This is a genomic window from Microcoleus sp. K1-B1 (genome assembly GCF_036704705.1).
Lineage (GTDB): Bacteria > Cyanobacteriota > Cyanobacteriia > Cyanobacteriales > Microcoleaceae > Microcoleus.
This window is the reverse complement of record NZ_JAUBSH010000003.1, coordinates 50,447-73,383: the sequence shown is the minus strand read 5'-3', so window position 1 is coordinate 73,383 and position 22,937 is coordinate 50,447. Positions and strand designations below refer to the sequence as shown.

Genomic DNA, 22,937 nt, shown 5'->3' with positions numbered 1-22,937 from the left:
CCGAGTTTTTTGGCCTTAGTTTTATTTATAACTCATAAATCAAATTTCGACAATTACGGGGGCGTGGTCGCTGGGTTTGATTAATTTTCTGGGAGCAATGTCTATGATACAGTTTTTTGCTTGTTCGTACAGGGGAGGGCTGAGATAATGGTGGTCGATTCTCCAGCCGTTGTTGCGGGGAAATGCGGCGGCGCGGTAGTCCCACCAGCTATAATGACCTCCTTCTGATGTGAATTTGCGAAAGGGGTCGTTTAATCCTAATTCAATGATTTCTGTTAGTGCGAGGCGCTCGGCGACAGACAAGCCGACGGAGTTAGCATTGGCTTTGGGATTGTGGATATCTCGATCGTCCGGGACGATGTTGAAGTCGCCGCAAATGCACAAGTTGGGGGATTTATCTAGTGCTATCTTGAGGTATTCTTGCAGCAGTTTGAGCCACTTTAGCTTGTACTCATATTTCTCGCTGCCAACTTCGGAACCGTTGGGAACGTATACGCAAATAATGCAAATATCGTCTATAACCCCGGCTATTAGGCGTTTTTGTTCGTCAAAAATACCTGTGGTTTCGTCGCCGAGAAGGGGGGCAAATCCGCTGCTGATTTGCGTTAGGGGCGATCGGCTAAAAATGGCGACGCCGTTGTAGGATTTTTGACCGGAAATGTAGCAGTTGTAGCCGAGGTTGGTGAAGGGTTCTAGGGGGAAGTCTTTGTCTGTAACTTTGGTTTCTTGGAGGCAGAGAACGTCTGGGGAGTTTGTTTGCAACCAGCTAGTAACGTGTTCTATGCGGGTGCGGATTGAGTTGACGTTCCAGGTGGCGATTTTCATTTTTTGTTGGTTATATACTCTCTGATTACTGGCGCGATCGTAAAGTGCGATCGCCCGTTTTGTTGTACTGTTTCAACTAATGACCGTCGTCCTAAAGATTGCATGACATTTAATAGTTCTGCCCGTGATAGTTGCAGGTTTTCTGGTATTTTTGAGATGTCTGCTGGTTCGATCGTGCTTGCCAAGAGATAACTTGTTGTTCGGATGCGGTTAGGCGATCGCACTGCGGGTGCAGGAGTGATTCTAAGTCACCTAAAAATAGGGTATCATAGGAGACGAATTCGGAAACGCTACCGCCGAATAAGTCTTGAATCTATGACTTTTTTGATAGCAACCAGCTAAATGTGACTTTTTATGGTTGAGCTGGGATGCAAAAAACTACTAAATAGGACTTTATATGGCTTGACAAGCTTTGGTATTTAGGAAATAATTTATACTTAAGACAACAAAAAGTTATTCTAAGCGCTAGTTGTATCGACCTGTTATGACACAACCGAATATTTTGGAACTCGCGAAACAGGGAGATGCAAAGGCGATCGCGCTTCTGCTGAACCGCCAGCTACAAGCCAAGGGCATCACCGCCGCAGCTTCCCTTAAGGATGGTTGTTTACAGGTGATGCTGGAATCGGCAGAAGCGCCTAGTCAGCAAGTCTTGGCCCCGTGGGTGAGTAAGTCGATCGCTGGTTTGGGGGCTGCATCCATTGAGAAAGTCAAGGTTTACGGGCGACAGACGGGGGCGAAGGTGCCGGCGTGGAGTCAAGAGTTTGAAGTGGCGGGGCAAAAATTGCCTGTTGCAAATGTCACAGAGGGGCGGGCAAGTTCTAGTGAGAATACGGAGTCGAATCAGCTTAGTTTGAAGGAACGGGCTAAGCTTGGGGATGTGGAGGCGATCGCCAGTCTGTTAAATCTTCCGTTACAGAATAAGGGGATTAGTGCGACTGCGAGTTTGCAAGATGGTTGTTTACAGGTGATGCTGGAGGGCGATCGGGTTCCTGATGAGGAGGTTTCTATCAGGATTGTCCGCAGGGAGTTGACGAATTTGAAGGCGGGGGCGATCGCTTCTGTGAAGGTTTACGGGCAGCAGGCGGGTGAGGATTTTCCGGCTTGGAATCGAGAGTTTGAGATAGTGGTACAAGTAAGTCACCCAACGTCTAAAGCTGATACTTCAACGCCTAAGCCATCCAAGAAAGTTGAAACTGAAGAATTAGTTGAAATGCTTGTTCCTGGGCTTAAGCAACTCAAAAATGGGATGACAGGTCTTGGCGTGGCATGGTTATTAGGTGCTTTTATTGGTTACTTATGGATGTTTTGGGTTGGGCTGATTATTCATGCAATCTACATTTGGAAAAATTTTGATAAACAAGTTATAAAAATAGTCTCTATTTTGGCTGACCAGTTCAATAATTTAGTGTCATCTAATACCACTTTTAACACTCAACCCAAAGCTGAGAATGGCAACACATCAACAAAATTCACAGTTAGTGGCACTCAATCTCATCAGAATAAACAGTCTTGTCCTCGCAGCTACTTGGGTGCATCTATCCTAGTAACCATCCTGGCTTTCCCTCCTTTAGGAATAGCAGCAATAATCTTTGCTGCTCAGGTTGGAAGTAAATATGAGCAAGGGGATTACGAAGGAGCTAAATCTAATTCTAATACAGCTAAGGTTTTGTGTATTGTAGGTGGTGCCATTGCGGTTACTTTTTATGTGTTGCTGCTTTCAGTTTTTGGGATGTCACTGTTTGCTAACACTCAATTTGAAAGCCAAGCATTTAAAGCTAAACAATCCGAAGCTAAACAATATATTAGTTCTATTAATAAAGGTCAACAAGCTTATTACGCAGAAAAAGGTAAATTTTCAGATACGATAGAAGAAATAGGATTAGGGATAAAAACAGAAACAACAAATTATAAATATACTATTGTTAACGTAGATAACACGAAAGTTACAGCATCAGCAACAGCAAAAACTAAAAATTTAAAAAGTTATACAGGAGCAGTTTTTTTAATTAAGGATATTGATGGTAGTGATACTACAAAAGCTGATGTTTGTGAAACAGATAGATCATCTCAAACACCTCCTAATATACCTCAATTAATTGGCAACGACATTCAATGTCCTGCTGGCTCTGTGTCTTTAGATTCCGAACGAAAAAGCAGCAATTTAAAAGCTCAATCTGAATTATCCACTGCTAGTTCAAGTACCAATGTTTTTACACCAAAGGAAATACCAATACTAGGAACTATTAATCAACAATTAGAGGACGAATTAATAGTTTCAGAAATCATCGTTTATGGTAAAACACACAATGGGAATCTAACTGAAATTCCTCAAAGTTCTATGGCTGGAGTTACACCAAATCCCATTGCGGTTAAAAAAGGCTACCCTCCGAAAGGAACAAACATTTGTAATTTACCATATTCTGCTTTAATTCGTGCTATTTATGAACAGTGTTTGTCTGAAGGAATGAGCTATGTTCAAGTATCTAATATTATAGGTTGGAAAGGAGAGGAATTTGCCAGTTCTGGGTCATCTGTAACGTATCGTTGGGGAGATGGAAAGAATGGCAGTATGATAATAGTTTTTGAGAATGATCGATTAATTTCTAAGTCACAAAATGGATTAAAACCATAGCCAGTAATGGAAACTGCCCAATTATGAAAAAGCAATAGTTCCACCAGATTAAAAAAGAAAATGATTCAAGAACTTGACAGCATTGTTTTAACAACTGATATATGGAATAAGTGAAAATGTCTAACCCAAACTCAAATATGACACAACAGAATATTTTAGAACTCGCGAAACAGGGAGATGCAAAGGCGATCGCGCTTCTGCTGAACCGCCAGCTACAAGCCAAGGGCATCACCGCTGCAGCTTCCCTTAAGGATGGTTGTTTACAGGTGATGCTGGAAGCTGCAGAAGCGCCTAGTCAGCAAGTCTTGGCCCCGTGGGTGAGTAAGTCAATCGCTGGTTTGGGGGCTGCATCGATTGAGAAAGTCAAGGTTTACGGGCGACAGACGGGCGCAAAGGTGCCGGCGTGGAGTCAAGAGTTTGAAGTGGCGGGGCCAAATTTGCCTGTTGCAAATGTCACAGAGGGGCGGGCAAGTTCTAGTGATAATACGGAGTCAAATCAGCTTAGTTTGAAGGAACGGGCTAAGCTGGGGGATGTGGAGGCGATCGCCAGTCTGTTAAATCTTCCGTTACAGAATAAGGGGATTAGTGCGACTGCGAGTTTGCAAGATGGTTGTTTACAGGTGATGCTGGAGGGCGATCGGGTTCCTGATGAGGAGGTTTCTATCAGGATTGTCCGCAGGGAGTTGACGAATTTGAAGGCGGGGGCGATCGCTTCTGTGAAGGTTTACGGGCAGCAGGTGGGTGAGGATTTCCCGGCTTGGAATCGAGAGTTTGAGATAGTAGCACAAACGCAGACAGTAAAACAAAATAATAATGTTAAGTTAAACAATCACAATCACACTCTTGGAGATTCGATAGAATCAGATGGTCTTCAAGAAATAGCAAAGAACGGAGACTTAAATGCGATTGCTATCTTAATTCAAAAATCCCTTGCTGCTTATGAAGTTCATGTAGATGCTGAAATACAGTATGGCGTAATGCTCTGGTTAAAGCTGAAGTCTGACAAAACTTTAGATTCCCAAGCCTGCTTGAATAGGGTTTCAAGAATCCTAAATAATATTCAACCCGATAAAATTGTTTCGGCTAGAATTTCTCAAATCAATTCCAAGAATCCTAAACAGCAAGCTTGGAACAAATATTTAGCTTTCAAAGAAGGGCAGTTCATTGATAACACGAAAGCAGTTAATCAGATGACTGGTGCTTTTTGTGCAGCAGTTGTTATTGTATTAATATTCATTTCGGTTATGTACAAACCAACTTCTACTACTTCATCAAGTCCTGCATCTTCATCATCTACTCCTGCATCTTCCTCAACTTCCAACTCAACAACCCCTAGAACCTTTCTTGGTAAAAGTCAGACAGGATATGAGCTTTGGGCTGATAAAAACTGTGTTTATGTCAAAGGAATGACGGAAGGTGATTTAGCGCGTCTCAATACTGATGTATGGCGTTTCAAAGATGAAGTCAAGTTACAGACTGGCTATAAATGCGTTCTGTTTGAGTAGGTGAAATATCCAGCTACCTTGGCTTTTCAATTGATACTGCTGTCTTTATGGAAAGGCGATCGCCCTTACGTCCCAACTTGTCACAAAGTGCGTGAAGCGCAGCTATCCCGTAGGGAATCGCCCCTACATGAATTATTCAAACTAACTCCGACACACTCAGCCGCCCTTCTACGGGTTCATACTCATCGTAACTGCTCACCGCAGCGCAGTTGCGGTGAGCAGTTACGCATATTTTGGGTTAAAGTTAAGATGCCTTTACCCTGAATCTAAAATATTAAATCTAAAATCTAAAATCGTATGACTGATTATAAAGGCGATCGACAAACTAGCAATTTAGCAGCTATCCACCAACAAATCAATTGGCTTCAGCAACAGCCAGACGGCATCCTATTTCAACAAAACTCCGGCGACAACTGCATCGCCGTCAAAAAAATAAACTCAGTTCTACTACTGCTTTTAGCAGACAGAGAAACCTTAATCACAAATGTAGCTCAATCAATCCTAGACCTCAACAATCCACTAAATTTAATCTTTCCCTATTCCCGATCCGTGTTGCTAGCATTAGTCTGGAAAACTCACCCAAAAAAAATCTATGTAATCGGATTTGGTGGCGGCACCCTCCCCAGATTTTTTCACCACTATTTCCCTAACGCGATAGTCGAATGTACAGATATTGACCAAAAAGTAGTCGAAGTAGCTCAAAAATTTTTTGGCATTCAATTCGACGACAGACTCAAAGTAGCCATTCAAGACGGGCGCGAATATCTAGCCCAACAAAATTCCACAGTAAAAAACGATATAATTATCGTGGATGCTGGTTTTGGCAGCGGCTATATGCCCTATAAATTGGTGACACAAGAATTTTACCAACTGTGCAAAACTCGCTTGTCAAGCGCAGGTGCTCTAGTTGTCCACCTGTTCCACAAACAAGAGTTTAATGCGGCAGCGGTGAAAACAATTCAAACTGTGTTCGCACAAGTTTATATATGCAATTTAGAAACCGGCAACAGCATTGTCATTGCCACTAATGCTCCCGATTTAGCTAAAAATGAAATTTTCTTGAAAGCCGAACTTATTCAAGATTTCCACAATTTAGGATTTTCCTTAATAGAATTGTCGCTCCAGCTAAAAAAAGTAGCCCAATTGCCGGAATGGGTAAAAATTTGGGAAACGCTGCCAATTTTTACAGATGCTGAAATACCCGCCCGATATTTGGACTGATAAATATAGCCTTTCTCAGAAAGATGAGGTACTCATGGGCATAGGGCATAGGGCATGGGGCATAGGGCATAGGGCATACCTCACTTTTTTGAGAACCGCTATATACATAATTAGGGCTGTTAACCGAATCCCACAAAAAACTCTAATTGTAGGGTGCTTATGGGGGAACTATCGGGCTGTAGGATGCTTATGGGCGCACCATCGCTATGTCTGTAGCAAATCCCCATCAGTCAACAGTTGATACTACGAAACATCGCTCTAAAAAATACTTGACAGTGAAAATATGGCGGTGTATTATAGAAGTAGTGAAAACACTGAAAAACATGAGACTAAAAAGTTGGGAGTCTCCTCGCAGCGAGGGTAGAAACTCCAAAGGTAAAGGCGGCTCAGCCAGGGCTCGGCAACTCAAAAAGCAACAGCAAACTCTCCGAAAACAGTTAAAAGCTCAACACGATCGACAAAACCACCCACAAAACCATCAAGGGAAGGAAACCAATAATTCCTTCCCTTTTTTTGTATCTTTCCGCTCCTCAATCCCGCTGAATGTTCGGACAAATCGTGGTAGTAATGCTCGCCTGCGAGGGTTCCTCTTGCCAGCAGTTGAGAATGCCTTGCAACTCCCCCTTCAAAGTTTCTAAGGCTGCAATTTGCACAGAAATTTCCTCTACCTTAGCCGTTAGATGCTGCTTCGCTTCAGAGCAAGGCAACTCTCCCCGATCGCGAACTTGTAAAATATCCTTAATCTCATGAAGGCTCAAACCCAGAGCCTGAGAGCGTTTAATAAACGCCAACCTGTTAAATACCGTTTCGCCAAACAAGCGATAACCAGCGGGCGAGCGCTTTACGGCAGGAGACAGCAAGCCCATCTCCTCATAGTAACGAACAGTTTTCACCGACAAACCACTACAGGCAGCTACAGAGCCAATTTTGTACAGTTTCTCGGCAACAGAAATATTCATAAACCAAGCATCCAAGATCGAAAGACTTTCTTGCCCTATCTTTTGGTGCCTCAGATCCAGGGAGTCGATCGGCACATCGCCCAGTCAGCATTGCCCAGTAATCTTAATAAGGAGGATTTTTTTTAGACACATTAAGCACAGGCAACTGAGGTCTAGAAGACTGAGGAGGAAGATAGTATTCGGGAGCCGGTGCGGGTTGTTCGGCTCCAGAGCGGTAAAATTGCCACCAACGGAGAGCCATCGCCACCCCAGCGGTGCCAAGCCCAAAAGCCAATAAAGAGCCACTCGCACCCATGCTGCCGATGGCGGCATCGACAACGCCCACTGTTACAACAAAACTGGTAATTGGCTCTTTACGGTAAGCTGACCTCAAAAGTCGCGTCCACGAAGCATTCATTTGGTTTTACTCTGTTCTATATTTATTTACAATCTCTAAAACTTAGAGTTGGCGGAACGATCGGGATTTCTAGCTCAAAGACTAGCTTCACCTAAATTAATCTTCTCGCCTGTGGGGAATTGTACGGGAGCGAGGCAAAATTGCCAAGCTTGTCAAATCAAAATTCCACCCCATATATACCTCCAAAAGCCAGCTATTGCATTCGGGAACAGAACTCTCTCAGCAGAGAAGTCGCTGGGCTTGTTTCTAATTAATATTTTAATCAATTCCCGAATTTGTCGCGGTCAGCAGAAGTCACACCCGCTGCCGGAAGAGTCTAGACAAAGTGTAAGGCTGACCGCGCCATTGCTAAAATTAGTTGAGACCTAACCAGGACAGCAAGCCCTGGCCTGTGACATACTCGATAATTAAAGTTAAAGAAAAACCGATCATCGCGGCTCGACCGTTAAGGCGTTCCGCGTAGCTGTTGAAGCCAAACTTTGGCTGTTCCAGTTTGGGAGTGACGGTGGGTTGTAGTTGTGTCATTGCTTTGGGTACCTGGCGATCGACGCTATTCAAATGTGAAATCCAATGTTAGTTACAAATCTTAAACATTGCTACTTCTATTATAAAGAGGGTTAACCGCCGTCAACCGTCCCCGAAGAGAAAAAACTGCTGCCAACTAATGCCAATTAATTATACCCGCTCAAAATATGACTAATCAGTTAGATAACGATAAGCTTCCTGTCGCCGTACAGCGAGTAGCCTTTGCCCTTCGTACAACAGGCTGGGTTTGCTTCTGGGTACAGTTAGTGCTAGGGGTGGTAGCGGCGATCATTTTGCTCTTTGCCATCCCCTTCGCGCTCCCTAGGGCTACCGCCGCTGGCGGTTCAAACAGTGCCGGCACCGGCGGCGGCGTATTTTTTGCCATTTGCGGGCTAGCCGTACTCGCTTACAGCATATATCGCTCTTTCCGCTTCACCCGCTTGTCGAGAGAACTGCGATCGCCCGGTAACGCTGTCCGCCCCAAAAAAGCAGACACCATCAAAGAGATGCGGCTGTCACTGATGAGCAACTTGTCAGGAATGGTGCTGACGCTGATTGGCGCAGAAGCTATCAGTGGAACACTTTTAGCTAAATCTCTAGCTCAGCCACAAGCCTTGTTCGGTGCCGCAGTTGATGTGGGCCGATTTATTCAGCCCCTAGATATATTTGTGGTACTCGCCAATACTCACGCCACTGTTGCCCATTTTGTCGGGATTTTCGGGGCTCTTTGGTTGCTCGATCGCATCCACAAACAGTAGTTATTGGTGAGGGGCAACCGATGCCCGATGCCCGATGCCCGATGCCCGATGCCCAATGCCCAATGCCCGATGCCCGATGCCCGATGCCCAATGCCCAATGCCCGATGCCCAATGGCCGATGCCCGATGCCCGATGCCCGATGCCCCACTCTCCCACTCTCCCCCAACCCACATCCGGAATCACTGCCAACCTGTCGAAGAACGTACTCAGATACCTTCTACTAAGACAACATGAATATCATGGCACTGAAACCCGAGGCTTATTTTGGGGTGACAGATCACCCAACTATTGAAATTTCTCAAGAAAGTTTTCGTTCTGTCCTAGGTCAAATAGAAACTGAACTCCTCTGTAGCGACACCTATAGCCACGCTCTAGCTAGCTTGCAAACAATGTTAGGCGAAGCAGCCTCTGCTGCCGAAATTTTAATTAGAGCAGTTAGCAGAGAAGCCGTCAAGCTCGCATTCGATCGATTTCCCAAACAAAACAAAATTGAACCGCAAGTAGCCCAAGAGAGTGTTACTGCTGTAAGTCCCGCCATTGAGACGGTGACAGAAATTCAAGAATTGGAGCCACCAGTAACTGCTCCTGTCTTTTATTGGCGCAGCGCTAGTGTGGAAGCGCCGCCCCAAACCGATTCCGACACAGAAGAAAATTCCGATCGAGACACTAACACTTCTGAAGACAGCAAAGAAGCGCCCCAAGACGAAATTAAAGTCGAGTCGGCTCCACCTGCAACTGTCACCGTCCCCGGAAAATCCTTCCCAGGGTTCGGTTTTCCCAAAAAGCCGAAAAAACTCACCAAGGAAGAAGAAGCAGCTTTAGCCGTTCAACAGCGAGAAGAGTGCCTGCAGGAGTTGGGTAGAGAATTGCGTAAGGGACGGCAAATTCGCTCCCTATCCCTGCAGCAACTCCACAGTCAAACTCTCGTGCCGCTGCACCACATCGAATCGATCGAAAATGGGGAAATCGACAAACTGCCCCAAGATATTTACGTTAGAGGTTTTATCCGCAGACTCGGCGACGCCTTGGGACTAGACGGTAGCGCTATGGCGAATGCTTTACCCAAACCCGCTCCAACTCCAATTCCCAGTATGTATGTGTCTGTTTCCGATTCCGACTCAGGCGAAGGCTTTCAAATGCGTCCGGTGCATTTGTACATCGGCTACACCGCTTTGATGGCTGGGGCTGTAGGGGGTTTGGGTTGGCTGTCACAGCAACCCGTGGTGCCAGGAGCACAGGCAGTACCTCAACCGCAGGTGACACCGCCAGCCTCAGTTGCACCGGCTCAGAAGACCCCAGAAAAAGCACCTCAACCGGGCTTGAAGAAGTCTAATAACGGGGGATTGAGGATGGGGGCTGACATGGCGCCGCCGGAGGTGATTTTTGGTTAGTGTGTGTCGGGCGATCGATCGTCCGACAACTCTCTTGGCGCAGGTGAACTCGGAAACCCGGTTTCCGAGTTCACCTACATACGAATATTTGTTTGAACAAAGGAGTCCTGGAGAGCAATTACGGTTGAGATTTTAGTTAAATCCCCCACATTCATCCACCTGTAGAGTCAATTCTAAAATCTAAAATCTAAAATCTAAAATCTAAAATCTAAAATCTAAAATCGCCAGCCCGTGTACCCAAAGTGATTTTTCAACTGCATCAGGAAACCCGATATGTGCGATAAACTATCTATTTGACCACTCCTAAAAGAGGTTTCCGATAACATGAGTTCCCCAGCCACCGCTGCTTTCTCCGATCTCGATCCGCTATCGACTCACTCGCCAACAGTCACGAGTTTGGCTGCACCAGACAGTGCTTTGGTAACGGCAGCTCAACTGCCACAAGCATCTTGGACAATTGAAGATAGTGAGAAACTCTACCGAATTCAAGGTTGGGGCGAACCGTATTTTTCGATCAATGCAGCCGGTCACGTTACAGTCTCTCCCAAGGGCGATCGCGGCGGTTCCCTCGACTTGTGCGAGCTGGTAGAATCCCTGAAACAGCGAAATTTGGCTTTGCCCCTGCTGATTCGATTTTCTGATATTTTGGAAGACCGGATCGAGCGCTTAAATTCTTGTTTTGCCAGAGCGATCGCTCGGTACAATTACAAAAATGTCTATCGCGGTGTCTTTCCAGTAAAATGCAACCAGCACCGACAATTAATTGAAGATTTGGTGCGTTTCGGTCAACCCCATCACTTCGGGCTCGAAGCCGGATCTAAACCGGAATTAATGATAGCTTTGGCGACCTTAAAAAACCCAGGCGCTTTATTAATTTGTAACGGTTACAAAGACCGCGAATACATCGAAACTGCTATTTTGGCGCAGCGGCTAGGGCAAACTTCCGTAATTGTGCTGGAGCAAATAGAGGAAGTAGAACTCGCAATCGCCGCCAGCAAAGCATTAGGAATTAAACCGATTTTGGGAGTGCGAGCAAAACTCACTACCAAAGGCGTTGGCCGCTGGGGAGGTTCCACGGGCGATCGGGCAAAATTTGGCTTGACAATTCCTGAAATTATCCGTGCAGTCGGCGAACTAGAAAAAGCTGGAATGCTCGATTGTTTGCAGTTACTGCACTTCCACATCGGCTCTCAAATTTCCTCAATTAGCGTCATCAAAGACGCCATTCGAGAAGCCAGCCACATTTATGTGGAATTAGCTAAATTGGGAGCTAATATGAACTACTTGGACGTAGGCGGTGGACTCGGTGTTGACTACGACGGGTCTAAGACAAACTTCCACGCTTCCAAAAACTACAATATGCAAAACTACGCTAACGACGTAGTAGCAGGAGTGAAAGATGCCTGCGATGAGCGCAAAATCCCGGTCCCCATTATCATTAGCGAAAGCGGGCGGGCGATCGCTTCTCACCAATCAGTGTTAGTTTTTGACGTACTCGGTACTAGCGATGTCCCCAGAGAAGTACCAGAACCAGTAGATGAAAACGCGCACCAAATTCCGCGCAATCTCTACGAAATTTACCAATCTATCAGTCCCGAAAATTACCAAGAAGTTTATCACGATGCTATCCAATTCAAGGAAGAAGCAGTCAGTTTATTTAACTTAGGCTATTTGGGAATTGCGGAACGGGCGAAAACCGAACAGTTGTACTGGGCTTGCTGCGATAAAATACAGGCGATCGCGCGGCAAAAAGAATATGTATCGGAGGATTTGGAAGATTTAGAAAAGGTGATGGCGTCCATTTATTACATCAACTTATCTGTTTTCCAGTCCGTACCGGACAGTTGGGCAATTAACCAATTGTTCCCTATTATGCCAATTAACCGACTCGACGAAGAACCAACTCAACGCGGTATTTTAGCCGATCTTACCTGCGACAGCGACGGCAAAATCGACCAATTTATTGATTTGCGAGATGTAAAGTCGGTTTTAGAACTGCATACTCTCAAACCTGGAGAGCCTTACTATTTGGCGCTATTTTTGGGAGGTGCTTATCAAGAAATTATGGGCAACCTTCACAACTTATTCGGCGATGCAAATGCAGTTCACATTCAGCTAACACCTTCTGGCTATCATATCGAACACGTTGTGAAAGGAGACACTATGAAAGAAGTCCTCAGCTACGTACAGTACGATTCAGAAAACTTGGTGGAAAGCATCCGCCGTCAGACAGAAGCAGCTTTGCAGCAAAATAAAATTACTCTTTCCGAAGCCCAACTTTTGCTGCAAAATTACGAGCGAAGTCTCAGCCAATATACTTATCTTCAGTCGTGAAATGTAGGGTGCAACCTAAGCAGATTACCAGAATTAAAAGCTGAGATCATAAATGTAAAAGTAGGGTGCGCTAGGCGCACCTTACCTTGAGTAATTAGCAATTAGCAATTAGCAATTACCAATTATCCACCATTACCGAGAATTTCAGATATCGCCCGCCGCTCTTCTCCGTGTTGAGTCGGTAAAACTTGGCGAGCGTCAGTAATCAGCCAATCGAGAGCCGCCGCTTGCAAATCGATCGCAGCCCCGGTTTTATCAACGCAGTAGCGCCCGAACACCAGTTTGTCAACCAACCGCACCTCCGGGCCCAAACGGGAATACTCAAAAATTACGCTGTTTTCCACAGTGGCCCCACTGCAAAGCCAACAATTTGGGCCAATCATTGTCGGCCCGACAATTTTTGCTCCATCCTCAATAATCGTCATCCCGCCAATGTAAACAGGCCCAGTAATATCAACTTTATCCCAGTTGACAGCTACATTCAAACCAGCGTAAATGCCGGGGCGTACTTCAATTCCCGGAATCGAAACATTTTTAACTTGTCCCAGCAGCACACTCTGAATTGCCCGCCAATAGTCAGGAACTTTGCCGATATCCACCCACTCAAAGTCCATGCTAATCCCGTAAAAAGGGGCGCCTTCTTCTACTAGCTTGGGAAATAACTGCGAACCGATATCGTATTCCTGGCCCGAAGGGATGTATTTGAATATTTCCGGTTCAAAAATATAAATACCAGTGTTAATGTCGGTACTCAGAGCTTCCTCTACAGAAGGTTTTTCTTGGAAATCTTTAATTTTGCCAGACTCGTCTGTTACCACCACTCCATAACTAGGAACTTCCTCGCGGGGAACCGATTTCATAACAATAGTAGCGATCGCCCCTTTTTCCCGGTGCCACTTCACAGCAGCAGTCAAGTCCAAATCAATCAAAGCGTCGCCGCACAGCACCACAAAAGTATCGTCAAAAAACGGCGAGAAGTCCTGAATTCGTTTCATGCCGCCAGCCGAACCGACAGCCTCTCCAATCATTTCTCCGTCCTCAATTCGCCCTTCAAAAGAATAGGCAATTTGTACCCCAAACTTTTGACCGTCGCGGAAGTAGTTTTCAATCACGTCTGCCAGGTGGGAAACATTGACCATAATCTGGTCAAATCCGTGCTGGCGGAGCAATTCAACCAAAAACTCCATCACTGGCTTTTGCAGGATGGGAATCATCGGTTTGGGTATTGTCTGAGTAATAGGACGGACGCGAGTGCCTTTACCGGCCGCCAGAATCATCGCTTTCATTATTAACTTCCTCAACCCTCTGTTAACTGATATCAACTGAACAATTAGATGCTAGCGGTTGCGATCGCATCGATCGCCGCAAAATCCTGACCCCGCCCAAAAACGGGTACAAGTTTCCGACGCGAGCGTCCGGGTCGATTTCAAAATTTTAGACGCTAGTTCAAGCTCTCAGATTCAATGCGAAAGTAAATCTAAAATCTAAAATCTAAAATCTAAAATCGACTGACCTGTTTATAGGCGACATCGTACCAGGCTATCAATCATTTATTCCGAATTAACCTGGATTTAAGAAACCAGGTATCGGGAACCAGCAATAACTTCAAACTCCCGCTCTCCGCATCCCAGACTCAGCAACAGAATGCCAGAGAGCGAGATTCTGCCTAGAATCTTAACCGACGCCGTGGCCTAGTTATTAGTTTCCTCCGAGAACCTAATACCCTGCAAGCTCAAAGCGCGCGGATTTTGAGGTCTTGGTAAAACTCCTCTTGAAGCAACTCTACTTTAGACTGAGCCGATAGCAGCAACAACGCCCAAAAAATACCCACGCGGTCATGATTTGGCAAGTTAACTTCCCCAGTCGATACCGGGTGTTCTGGGTTGACAGGAGAGTGCAAATCCTTATGATGCCAAAGTTCTAGCAGTTGTTCCAAGTCGAGCCAACCCTCGTCAATTTCTGAACCCCGTTCTGCCAGAAACCGATCGAGTTCACTAGCAGTTTCCACCAAATTTTCTTGGTGAGCTAGCTCAAAGATAGCCTGGGCCGCTTGCGATCGCATTTTTGAGGTAGGGCGGCGCCGGGGGGTAACAGTCTGCTGCTCCATTGCTGCTTTCATTAGCTGCAACTGCTCAATCAGTTCTGGGAGAGTCACCGGGCGTTTTTGCGGTAGTTGAGCTACACCGCGACGGCGCAATTGCCGCTCTAAATGCTGCGGCAAGTGTCGCCCGCCTGAGTGTTCTGCGTCTTCTACTGCCGGCTCGTCGGCCGAGTCGGGATTCGCGGGGGGTTCTGAGAGGACGATACTTTCTGCTTTGAGTAAAACCAGCATTGAAGCGTACAAAAACGCTTGGCCGGAGTGGGACAAATCGGAGAAATCCTTACTCTGATCTGCATCGGAGGCGTTCGTAAGCTTGCTCAGACATCGATCGAACACTTCAATTACCTTAACGTCCCAAGGATCAATTTCTCCCCGTTCGGCTAAGTCAATTAAAATTGCGATTCCCTCGGAAATCGTTTCTAAGCCATCTTGGTCTCGGGAAACGGCCATTCGATTTTAGATTTTAGATTTTAGATTTTAGATTTTAGATTTTGCCTCTGGGAAAACGAGAGAGCATATCAAATTAATTGGCGGTTATTTCAGCAGCTTTGGCCTCAATGGCTGCTATTTCTAAACTTATCGGTTCTGCACTTTCTAACAAAGGTTGTTGGCCTTCTACTTCGGCTTTATAGCGTTCAAGGTTTTGTTCTAATTCCTGAATCCGCTGCTCTTTTTCGCGAACTTGGCGGAGTTGTTGGCGCGAGGCGAGGGTTCGCTGCATTCTCGACCACAGACTGAACAGCCACGCTAGTGTTGCCCCTAATCCCGTCGCTACAATTAGTTCTACGCACAGCGGAGCTTTAACTTGGACGCCTTTGATAACTTGAATCGCGACTGTCTCTGTATTTTCGATGCTGAATAATACTAGAGCCAAGCAAATCAGAAATATGAAGAAGAAATTTAGCGATCGCATTTTCTCTGTTCCTAATTCTCAATTCAGGTTAAGCAAATTATTTACCATTTGTCAACACTTTTTTGACAGATGTTCTCAGTGCTTTTTTGATCTGATCAAATCGGGTCAATTAACCATAATATCCGGGGAGGGGCGGGTTTATTGGAGTTCTGAGAGTTGATTGAAGATATTGGTTAAACTCTTGGGCCTCTAAATTGTATTTTTCCGGCGGGCGGGACGCCCACCCCACAAAGCTGATGTGTTCTGATAGTAAAACTTAGATGCGACTGAGCTTAACTCGCCCCTCCAGCACATATCCTCTTTAGGTTTGACCGATGTTTTGTGGTTTCTTGCCGATTCCCAGTGCGGGCAATATTTGATATTTCAAAGCAATGCCTGCGGCTACAAATAAGGCAATAATCAGCGCCCCAATTCCTACCGGGCTGGGAATCCAGAATATCGCCTCCAAATAGTTAACTTCTCCGGGTTTGAGCTTCCAAACTAACTGTTTTCCTTGCTGATAGCTTTCGGGAACCAGCGCACCGGCGACAGTTTCAATACTTTCGGCGCCCCAAGGCGTGTTCAAGCTAAAGTCTAGCTCCAAAAGTCCCCCCGGACTCAGCAGCAGACTGCCGTTAGAAGAAAGCAGTGAAAGAGAGCGCAAATCCAATTCCAAACTCAACCGATTTCGCAGCACCAATAATAAATTATTCTGCTTGACACTAAGGTGAGATTCAAACTTCGGCAAATCGGTTTCTAGCGGACTTGCAACCCGAGATTTTGTGGTTGGTGCGATCGGATTGTAAAATTGGTTAAACTTGTCTTGCAACTCGGCTCCATTATTGAAAGGAATCCTCACTAGAACTTCTGTGGGGGAAACCCGTTTAGTTTTTCCGTCCAGCAACCTCACCCGGCGTTCTACGCTTTTCAACCATTCTGCAACAGTTTCGCTGCTGAAGCTCGTCAACCTTTCCCCCAGTTTAATGTGCTGCACGATTTCGCCGCGAGTTTGACTCTCAAAGTTGACCCCGACATCGTACTGAACGCATCCAGTCACTAGAGTTAAAAGGCAAAAAACAAAAGGTAAAAGAAAGAAAAACTGCTTTTTCCTCTTCCCAGTTCCATCCTTGACATTTTGCTCTTTCATTGTACCTTTTTCCCTGTTTTTTCCTATTTGCATGAATTAGCAAAGCGTTGAATTGCCGACACTGTTTCTATGTTTGTTTAACTGGTGCCTAGGCTCTGCCTGGGAACCCATATCCAGAGGCTTTGCCTCGCAAGCTTTCATCCAAATTCGAGGCAGAGCCTCATCATCTGTATTACCAGGCAGAGCCTGGTAACGAGTAAAACCGCATTTTTACCTATTTGCATGAATTAGCAAAGCGCTGAATTACCGACACTGTTTCTATGTTTGTTTAACTGGTTCCTAGGCTCTGCCTGGGAACCCATGTCCAGAGGCTTTGCCTCGCAAGCTTTCATCCAAATTCGAGGCAGAGCCTCATCATCTGTATTACCAGGCAGAGCCTGGTAACGAGTAAGCCTGGTAACGAGTAAAACCGCACTGAACTTATTGCCTGGAAGCTACACCCAAATGTTGAAACAGCATACTCGGCAAATAGGCTGCACCGCCTACCCATTCGGCTTCGCTACTCAAATCTGCCAAATTTTTAAACGCTTCAAAAATGCTGCCTGCCACCATTGTATTCTTGACGCGGCCGACAATTTTGCCTTTTTCTACTTTATAGCCTAAGTCCAAATTGACAGAAAATTCGCCCGCTAACTGATTGGACTGACCGGCACCTAAAACCTGCTCTACTATTAGACCTTCGTCCATGCTAGCAATCAAGTCTTGAGTGGCGGTATTTCCGGGGGAAATGCAAAAGTTAGTCAAATCAGGGCCGGGGCGAGACAATCCGCCACGAAAACCGTTGCCGGTTGATTGTACACCGGCGCGAGCAGCCCACCTGCGATCCCAATAAAATCCGGTGACAGTACCTTTGTCTATCAAGACTTTGCGGGTGGTGGGCGTACCTTCGTCGTCAAAGGGACAAGCAGAAGGGCCTAAAGTGGGGTCTTCAAAAAAGGTAAAGCGTTCGTCAAATAAGGTTTCGCCGATTTTGTCGGCTAGGGGAGAGGCTTTTTGAACTACTGCTTGGCCTGAAAGGATGGTATCAAAGAGGCCGCCGAGGGTGCTAGCGGCGGCTCTGGGGGTAAATAATACTGGGTAGGAACCGCTGGTGATGGTGGCTGAATGTTCGGCGAGGCGGTATTTTTCGAGGAGTGATTCGAGGATGCTGTTGGTGTCTAGGGGACGATCGCGCGCTACGTCGTAACTGTATGCTTGCATAAAATCTTCTCCCTTTACCAAATTTCCCGATAGCGAGCCGCTGACTATTTGGCTGCTTCTTTCGGCATAGAGGTCTTGCGTGGTGGCAATTTTCACGCGGCCGCTGCGGACGTGAAAGCCGACATCTACCATAATATCGGGATTGTAGGCGTGAACTTGCTCGATCAGGTTTTTGCCGTTTTCGACTAATTCTTGAGTTGTGGGCGGAGTGTAGGTGGTTTCCGGGCCTTTTAGGTGGAAGTTGGAGGCGAGTTCAAATTCTGCGGGGTCGCCGATTTCGGCTGTTTGAATCGCTGCATCTACTAAATCGTCTATCCGCGTTAAATCTGTGGAACTAGCAAAACCGATTTTGCCATTGTAAATCAGCCGGAGTGCTACGCCTTGCAGGGCTTTGGTTTGCAGGGATTTGAGGCGATTGTTTTCAAATTCTATCGGCGTATCTTGACTCGACAGGTAGTATACTTCAGCCGCATCGGCGCGCTGAGAGGCCAATTTCAAAATCTGGTCTACGGTTGAATCGCTCACAATAATCGCTTTCTGGTTTGGTCTTTGTTTTATTTTAGCGATTTTGGGTGTGACCAGAAACCGGGTTTTTTCCAAAAACATCGATACACCAAGGAAAAACTGCGAAAAACCCGGTTTCTTCGGTTGTATGCGTGGCCAGAAACCGGGTTTTTTCCCAGAATATCGATACACCACCGAAAAGCTGCGAAAAACCCGGTTTCTTTAGTCGAAGTGCATCCATCAATCCCCAGCCATCTGCTGAACCATAGCAATAATTTCTCTCACTGTCTGCGCGTCGGGCGATCGCAAATGCTGTAAAATCTCCAAAGATTGCTGTAAATAATTCAAAGCTTGGTCAAAATCTCCCTGCGCTGCTAACAACTGTCCAAGCATTGCGAAAGTAGCAGCTTTCCCTTGAACATCGCCAATTTTTTCCTTAAGTTCGAGAGATTGTTGATAAAATGCGATCGCCTGTTCTACTTCCCCTTGATTGGCATAGATTCCTGCTAGTTGGTGCAAAGTAGCAGCTTTCCCTTGAAGATTGCCAATTTTTTCGTTAAGTTCGAGAGATTGTTGATAAAATGCGATCGCCTGTTCTACTTCCCCTTGATTGGCATAGATTCCTGCTAGTTGGTGCAAAGTAGCAGCTTTCCCTTGAAGATTGCCAATTTTTTCGTTAAGTTCGAGAGATTGTTGATAAAATGCGATCGCCTGTTCTACTTCCCCTTGATTGGCATAGATTATTGCTAGACAGTGCAAAGTAGCAGCTTTCCCTTGAACATTGCCAATTTTTTCCTCAAGTTCGAGAGATTGTTGATAAAATGCGATCGCCTGTTCTACTTCCCCTTGATTGGCATAGATTATTGCTAGACAGTGCAAAGTAGCAGCTTTCCCTTGAACATTGCCAATTTTTTCGTTAAGTTCGAGTGATTGTTGATAAAATGCGATCGCCTCTTTGGGATTTCCCCAATCGTCCTGAATCCATCCTAATTCATGTAAAGTCTTTGCTTTTAAAGATATGAACTCTTCATCATCTTTCGCCAAATATAACGCTTGTTCCAGATAGTATTTTGCAGTTTTATATTCACTCCGGCTGCGATAGGCAACTCCCAACTCATTCAAAACTCTGATGCGAGTTTTCAAATCCCCTGGAGTTTCCTCGCGCCCATTCGAGGGAGTGTATTCAATCAATAACCGTTTTAATAAATCGATCCGTTCCTGCTTTTCCGGCAACTCACAATTGCTAATTCCTTTGCTAGCATCCAGAGTTTGAGAAAACGCATCATCTCTAGTATTTACAGGAGTTTTAAACACAAAAGTTCCCGAATTCCAGGCCCAAAAATCCGGCGCATAATTAGCAACTCGCGTAATCGCATAATCTGGCAAACAAAAAATCATGGGATGCGGCACTTTAACGGGATAAGCATCTCGCACCCAATTAAAATCTACCAGCATTGGCGGATATTCCCCCGTCATCCCGATCGCATTTTCCAATCCCCGCACAATGAAAATCAACTTTTTGTCTGGTTGAACCTTGACTGTTGGCAAAAGCTTCAGAATTTCATCCATCAAAAAGCGCATATCAGGATCGGGAAAATCCCAAATTTCAAACTGCATCTCTTGACAATCGGGATGACTAATTAAAGCCTGAATAATCGCATCTCTATCCCTGGCAAAATTACAGTCGATAAATCCCAAATCAAAGGCATCGTCGGGAACAATATCGACAAACGTCAGCAATTGATCGAAAGACTCTTGATTGAGTTCAACAATCCTTTGCTGGTATATTTCAGGGATTTCCTTGAATTGATGCCAGGGCTTGTTGGAAAGCATAGCTTTGTTTTACGAGTGGGTTGACATAATTCCACCGACTATTGCCGTTGTATTCCAGAACGGAAATATTGAATAATAAAGTTTGTCCGATTTCATCTTTATCAATATCTTTTTTGAGGCAAACTTGCGCTAATATGGTGTAATATTCTGCCGTAGGAGTAGACCTTTCAAAATCAAATTGCTGTTGCTTCAAAGCGTAAGTGACATCTTCTGCCAAAACTTTACTGTGTTTGCGAGTAATGGCTGTGCGAAAAGCCGATCGAGTCGTCTGCATCAATTGTCGCACATGACCGCCACTAGCTTTTGCCAAATCTAGCAACTGTTGTCGATCGTCAAATACGGCACTAACATCAACCCGTTTTTCGATCAAACTGGCAACTCCCTCTAATCTTTGCTGATTGTAATTTAAATCGCACTCACTGCGATTAAATTCATAAATATTCACCATTGGCACGATGTTGGGATTACCAAACAAATTGCTGACATTTTTATAGGAATAAATTACCGAAATCGGCACTGTATAGATAATTGTACAGTCTAGTTCTTGGAGTTGAGGAGCGTAATCAAAAAACAAATGATTGGCAACATTGGGAGGAATCCGGTCTAAGTTATCAACAATCACCAAAAATCCTTTTTGATAGCGGTCGGGATATTTCCGTCTCAGCTTCTCAAAAGCATCTTTCAATAACAAATTAATATCTGTTTGCAAGCGGGACAAATTACGCTGAAGAGTTTCCCGAATTACTTTTTTTTGTTGACTAGAACCTTTGATTTGACCGAGCAATTTTGCTGTCAACTTATAAATAAAGGGAATTTCTGCGCCTGCACTTGCTTCAGTTTCGATGCTAACGGAAGATTGAACAGTTTCTTCTGTTTCTTTAGTGACTTCTTTAAACCACGATTCAAAACGATCTAAAAGTTTGGGGTCAAACTTCAATCGTAATTTAGTTAAATCATCAGCTACTTTGTTGATAAACAGCAAATATAAATCGGTATATTCTGCATCAAGAACATCTAGTTCCTGATCGAATTCTATGTAAATCACCCGATAGTCATTTTCCCACCGCGATTGAATGCGTTTTAACTCTGTACTTTTGCCGCATCCCCGATGCCCGGTAAACAAAATTGTGTTAAATTCTCCCGGTTCTTGAAGATCCAAATCCGTGCTAACATCCTCGATAGCTACTGTGTTTCGTACTGCGGACAAATCCACATAATATCGGGCAATATCCTCGCCCGTTAGAGGCTTGACATCGCAAGCGCGGTAAGCTTCTTTGAGTGTTTTGGCGCGGTTGGGTGGGAGTGAAGTCATCGGATTCTAGATTGTAGATTGTAGATGGAACCCACAGCTTATCGCGATCGCGGACGATCGGGATGTGGAGCTTTTTAACTCCTATGTTAACTCACATCTCGCACTATACTCAAGAACTCGCGATCGCTACCAACCGACCACAGAAACCGGGTTTTTCCGCGAATCAACTTCCAAAAATGATTAATAACTAATAAATAAGCCGCCTAAAATTAGCCCGATCGCAATTAACGCCACCCAGATAAACCTATTATCTTTCGTATTAACCTGACTCAAATCTACAGGCTCTGGTACGGCGGGCTTGGGTTTAGCATACTTGATATCAGCGTTGGGATTAGCTTGAAAACTGATTGATTGATTTTCATCTAAAGCTGCCAAATCAGGAATTTTCACCATCCATTCAGGAGGGATAGTGAGTTTGGGAGCTTCGAGAATGAACAGCAAGCGCTTTGCTTGCTGGCGGGTTTCTTGGCGGGGATGGCGGGTGAGTTGCCGGCAAAGCTCGATCGCCCTTTCTGTATTGCCAGAGGCTTCGTAGGCTGTCACTAGCCACATCTGCACCTCGCCGCCCAACCGCGAATTTCGATCGACTAAACCGGTGGCTGTTTCTAAACTCTGCACAGCTTGAGCATACCGGCCACTCTCAAAAGCTACTTGCCCAGCTTGGTACTCAGTTTGAACAATTTCTAACTTTTCTGAAGTCACAAGCACCCACCCAATTCACAAATATTAATTCCCCAATTCCCCAAACGCTAGAATTCGCTGTTGTGTTGCGACATACCCGACTCGTTGTCGCGTTTGGAACCCAGCAAGTCTAAATGGTCTACCTTAATTACCGGCTTCGAGCGATTTGAACCCGTATTGCGGTCTTGCCAGCGATCGAACTTCAAAGAGCCTGTTACGCCAATTAGAGAGCCTTTGCGAACGTAGTCAGCAGCAATCTGCGCTGTTTTGCCCCAGATTTCCAGATTGAACCAGTCTGGTTGATCGCTGTTCTTAGTTCTGCGGTTCACTGCCAGCGTCAAATTACACTTAACTGTACCCGACTCAAAATACTTCACGTCCGGGTCGCCGCCGACGCGGCCTACTAAAGTCACAACATTAAGACTCATAAACTTTTTTGGGAATGTGGTCGATCGGTGATGTAGTTAAACAGTCCACACGCGCATTAGCCTCCAAACTGAACTTGGAACAACGCTTATGAGGCTTCATCCTGATTGTACACCCAGTTAGGAGAACATATTGATGGTGGATGATTGGCGAGTCTACGCTCAACCTGAGCTCGACAATGTACATTTCTGACTAGACTCAGGATGAAAAACGTAATAGAATCCACCTCGGTTACACTTTTGTAACAACATTATTGCACACAATAGTATTTTAGTTTTTAGGGGGGGGTAC

The 22,937-nt window shown here is 45.2% G+C and carries 21 protein-coding genes; 6 read left to right on the top strand and 15 right to left on the bottom strand.

Features of this window, described 5'->3' with window-relative positions; genetic code table 11:
• Nucleotides 1-39: 39 nt before the first annotated feature.
• Entirely contained in the window at nt 40-825 is a 786-nt protein-coding gene (gene xth / locus QUA83_RS01705; protein ID WP_333291037.1) for an exodeoxyribonuclease III, read from the bottom strand.
• The gene (locus tag QUA83_RS01700; RefSeq protein ID WP_333291036.1) at nt 822-1,010 is read right to left on the bottom strand and encodes a hypothetical protein; all 189 of its coding nucleotides are present in this window, start codon (nt 1,008-1,010) and stop codon (nt 822-824) included. Before QUA83_RS01700 ends, xth begins: the two co-directional genes overlap by 4 nt.
• Nucleotides 1,011-1,309: 299 nt before the next feature.
• Between QUA83_RS01700 and QUA83_RS01695 the strand changes: the two genes are divergently transcribed.
• The 3 genes from QUA83_RS01695 to QUA83_RS01685 all read left to right on the top strand — a co-directional run bounded on the left by QUA83_RS01695 (nt 1,310) and on the right by QUA83_RS01685 (nt 6,186).
• Entirely contained in the window at nt 1,310-3,460 is a 2,151-nt protein-coding gene (locus QUA83_RS01695; RefSeq protein WP_333291035.1) for a type IV pilin-like G/H family protein, read from the top strand.
• Nucleotides 3,461-3,597: 137 nt separating this feature from the next.
• On the top strand, nt 3,598-4,965 hold the full coding sequence (locus QUA83_RS01690; protein ID WP_333291034.1) for a hypothetical protein: 1,368 nt from the start codon (nt 3,598-3,600) through the stop codon (nt 4,963-4,965).
• A 297-nt stretch (nt 4,966-5,262) separates the two neighbouring features.
• Nucleotides 5,263-6,186 carry a fused MFS/spermidine synthase gene (locus QUA83_RS01685; protein WP_333291033.1) on the top strand — a complete coding sequence of 308 codons (924 nt, stop codon included), beginning with the start codon at nt 5,263-5,265 and terminating at the stop codon, nt 6,184-6,186.
• 530 nt (nt 6,187-6,716) lie between these two features.
• On the opposite strand, the gene QUA83_RS01680 is transcribed toward QUA83_RS01685, so the two are convergent.
• The 3 genes from QUA83_RS01680 to QUA83_RS01670 all read right to left on the bottom strand — a co-directional run bounded on the left by QUA83_RS01680 (nt 6,717) and on the right by QUA83_RS01670 (nt 8,067).
• Nucleotides 6,717-7,145, bottom strand: a complete 429-nt coding sequence (locus QUA83_RS01680; protein ID WP_333291032.1) for a heavy metal-responsive transcriptional regulator — start codon at nt 7,143-7,145, stop codon at nt 6,717-6,719.
• Between the two features lie 103 nt (nt 7,146-7,248).
• Nucleotides 7,249-7,542 (bottom strand): hypothetical protein, encoded by a 294-nt coding sequence (locus QUA83_RS01675; RefSeq protein WP_006632298.1) that lies wholly within the window; start codon nt 7,540-7,542, stop codon nt 7,249-7,251.
• Between the two features lie 354 nt (nt 7,543-7,896).
• A complete protein-coding gene (locus QUA83_RS01670; RefSeq protein WP_172186391.1) occupies nt 7,897-8,067 on the bottom strand; it encodes a hypothetical protein in 171 nt (56 codons plus the stop codon).
• A gap of 167 nt (nt 8,068-8,234) precedes the next feature.
• Between QUA83_RS01670 and QUA83_RS01665 the strand changes: the two genes are divergently transcribed.
• Nucleotides 8,235-8,825, top strand: a complete 591-nt coding sequence (locus QUA83_RS01665; RefSeq protein ID WP_333291031.1) for a DUF3611 family protein — start codon at nt 8,235-8,237, stop codon at nt 8,823-8,825.
• On the opposite strand, the gene QUA83_RS01660 is transcribed toward QUA83_RS01665, so the two are convergent.
• A complete protein-coding gene (locus QUA83_RS01660) occupies nt 8,826-9,008 on the bottom strand; it encodes a hypothetical protein (protein WP_445301752.1) in 183 nt (60 codons plus the stop codon).
• A 56-nt stretch (nt 9,009-9,064) separates the two neighbouring features.
• Between QUA83_RS01660 and QUA83_RS01655 the strand changes: the two genes are divergently transcribed.
• Nucleotides 9,065-10,216, top strand: a complete 1,152-nt coding sequence (locus QUA83_RS01655; RefSeq protein ID WP_333291028.1) for a helix-turn-helix domain-containing protein — start codon at nt 9,065-9,067, stop codon at nt 10,214-10,216.
• Nucleotides 10,217-10,540: 324 nt separating this feature from the next.
• A complete protein-coding gene (gene speA, locus QUA83_RS01650) occupies nt 10,541-12,550 on the top strand; it encodes a biosynthetic arginine decarboxylase (RefSeq protein WP_333291027.1) in 2,010 nt (669 codons plus the stop codon).
• 122 nt (nt 12,551-12,672) lie between these two features.
• On the opposite strand, the gene QUA83_RS01645 is transcribed toward speA, so the two are convergent.
• From QUA83_RS01645 to QUA83_RS01605, 9 genes are all read right to left on the bottom strand, one after another.
• On the bottom strand, nt 12,673-13,836 hold the full coding sequence (locus QUA83_RS01645) for an NDP-sugar synthase (RefSeq protein ID WP_333291026.1): 1,164 nt from the start codon (nt 13,834-13,836) through the stop codon (nt 12,673-12,675).
• A 446-nt stretch (nt 13,837-14,282) separates the two neighbouring features.
• A complete protein-coding gene (locus tag QUA83_RS01640) occupies nt 14,283-15,101 on the bottom strand; it encodes a segregation/condensation protein A (protein WP_333291025.1) in 819 nt (272 codons plus the stop codon).
• 73 nt (nt 15,102-15,174) lie between these two features.
• A complete protein-coding gene (locus QUA83_RS01635; protein ID WP_333291024.1) occupies nt 15,175-15,564 on the bottom strand; it encodes a LapA family protein in 390 nt (129 codons plus the stop codon).
• 301 nt (nt 15,565-15,865) lie between these two features.
• Nucleotides 15,866-16,690: a DUF3153 domain-containing protein gene (locus QUA83_RS01630; RefSeq protein WP_333291023.1), complete on the bottom strand. Its 825-nt coding sequence runs from the start codon at nt 16,688-16,690 to the stop codon at nt 15,866-15,868.
• Nucleotides 16,691-17,110: 420 nt separating this feature from the next.
• A complete protein-coding gene (locus tag QUA83_RS01625) occupies nt 17,111-18,415 on the bottom strand; it encodes a TldD/PmbA family protein (RefSeq protein ID WP_333291022.1) in 1,305 nt (434 codons plus the stop codon).
• A 219-nt stretch (nt 18,416-18,634) separates the two neighbouring features.
• Nucleotides 18,635-20,227 carry a tetratricopeptide repeat protein gene (locus tag QUA83_RS01620; protein WP_333291021.1) on the bottom strand — a complete coding sequence of 531 codons (1,593 nt, stop codon included), beginning with the start codon at nt 20,225-20,227 and terminating at the stop codon, nt 18,635-18,637.
• Nucleotides 20,184-21,539 carry a P-loop NTPase fold protein gene (locus QUA83_RS01615; protein WP_333291020.1) on the bottom strand — a complete coding sequence of 452 codons (1,356 nt, stop codon included), beginning with the start codon at nt 21,537-21,539 and terminating at the stop codon, nt 20,184-20,186. The genes QUA83_RS01620 and QUA83_RS01615 overlap by 44 nt, the downstream gene beginning before the upstream one ends.
• Before the next feature lie 180 nt (nt 21,540-21,719).
• A complete protein-coding gene (locus QUA83_RS01610) occupies nt 21,720-22,241 on the bottom strand; it encodes a tetratricopeptide repeat protein (RefSeq protein WP_333291019.1) in 522 nt (173 codons plus the stop codon).
• A gap of 47 nt (nt 22,242-22,288) precedes the next feature.
• Nucleotides 22,289-22,648, bottom strand: a complete 360-nt coding sequence (locus QUA83_RS01605) for a single-stranded DNA-binding protein (protein ID WP_190738047.1) — start codon at nt 22,646-22,648, stop codon at nt 22,289-22,291.
• Between the last annotated feature and the right edge of the window lie 289 nt (nt 22,649-22,937).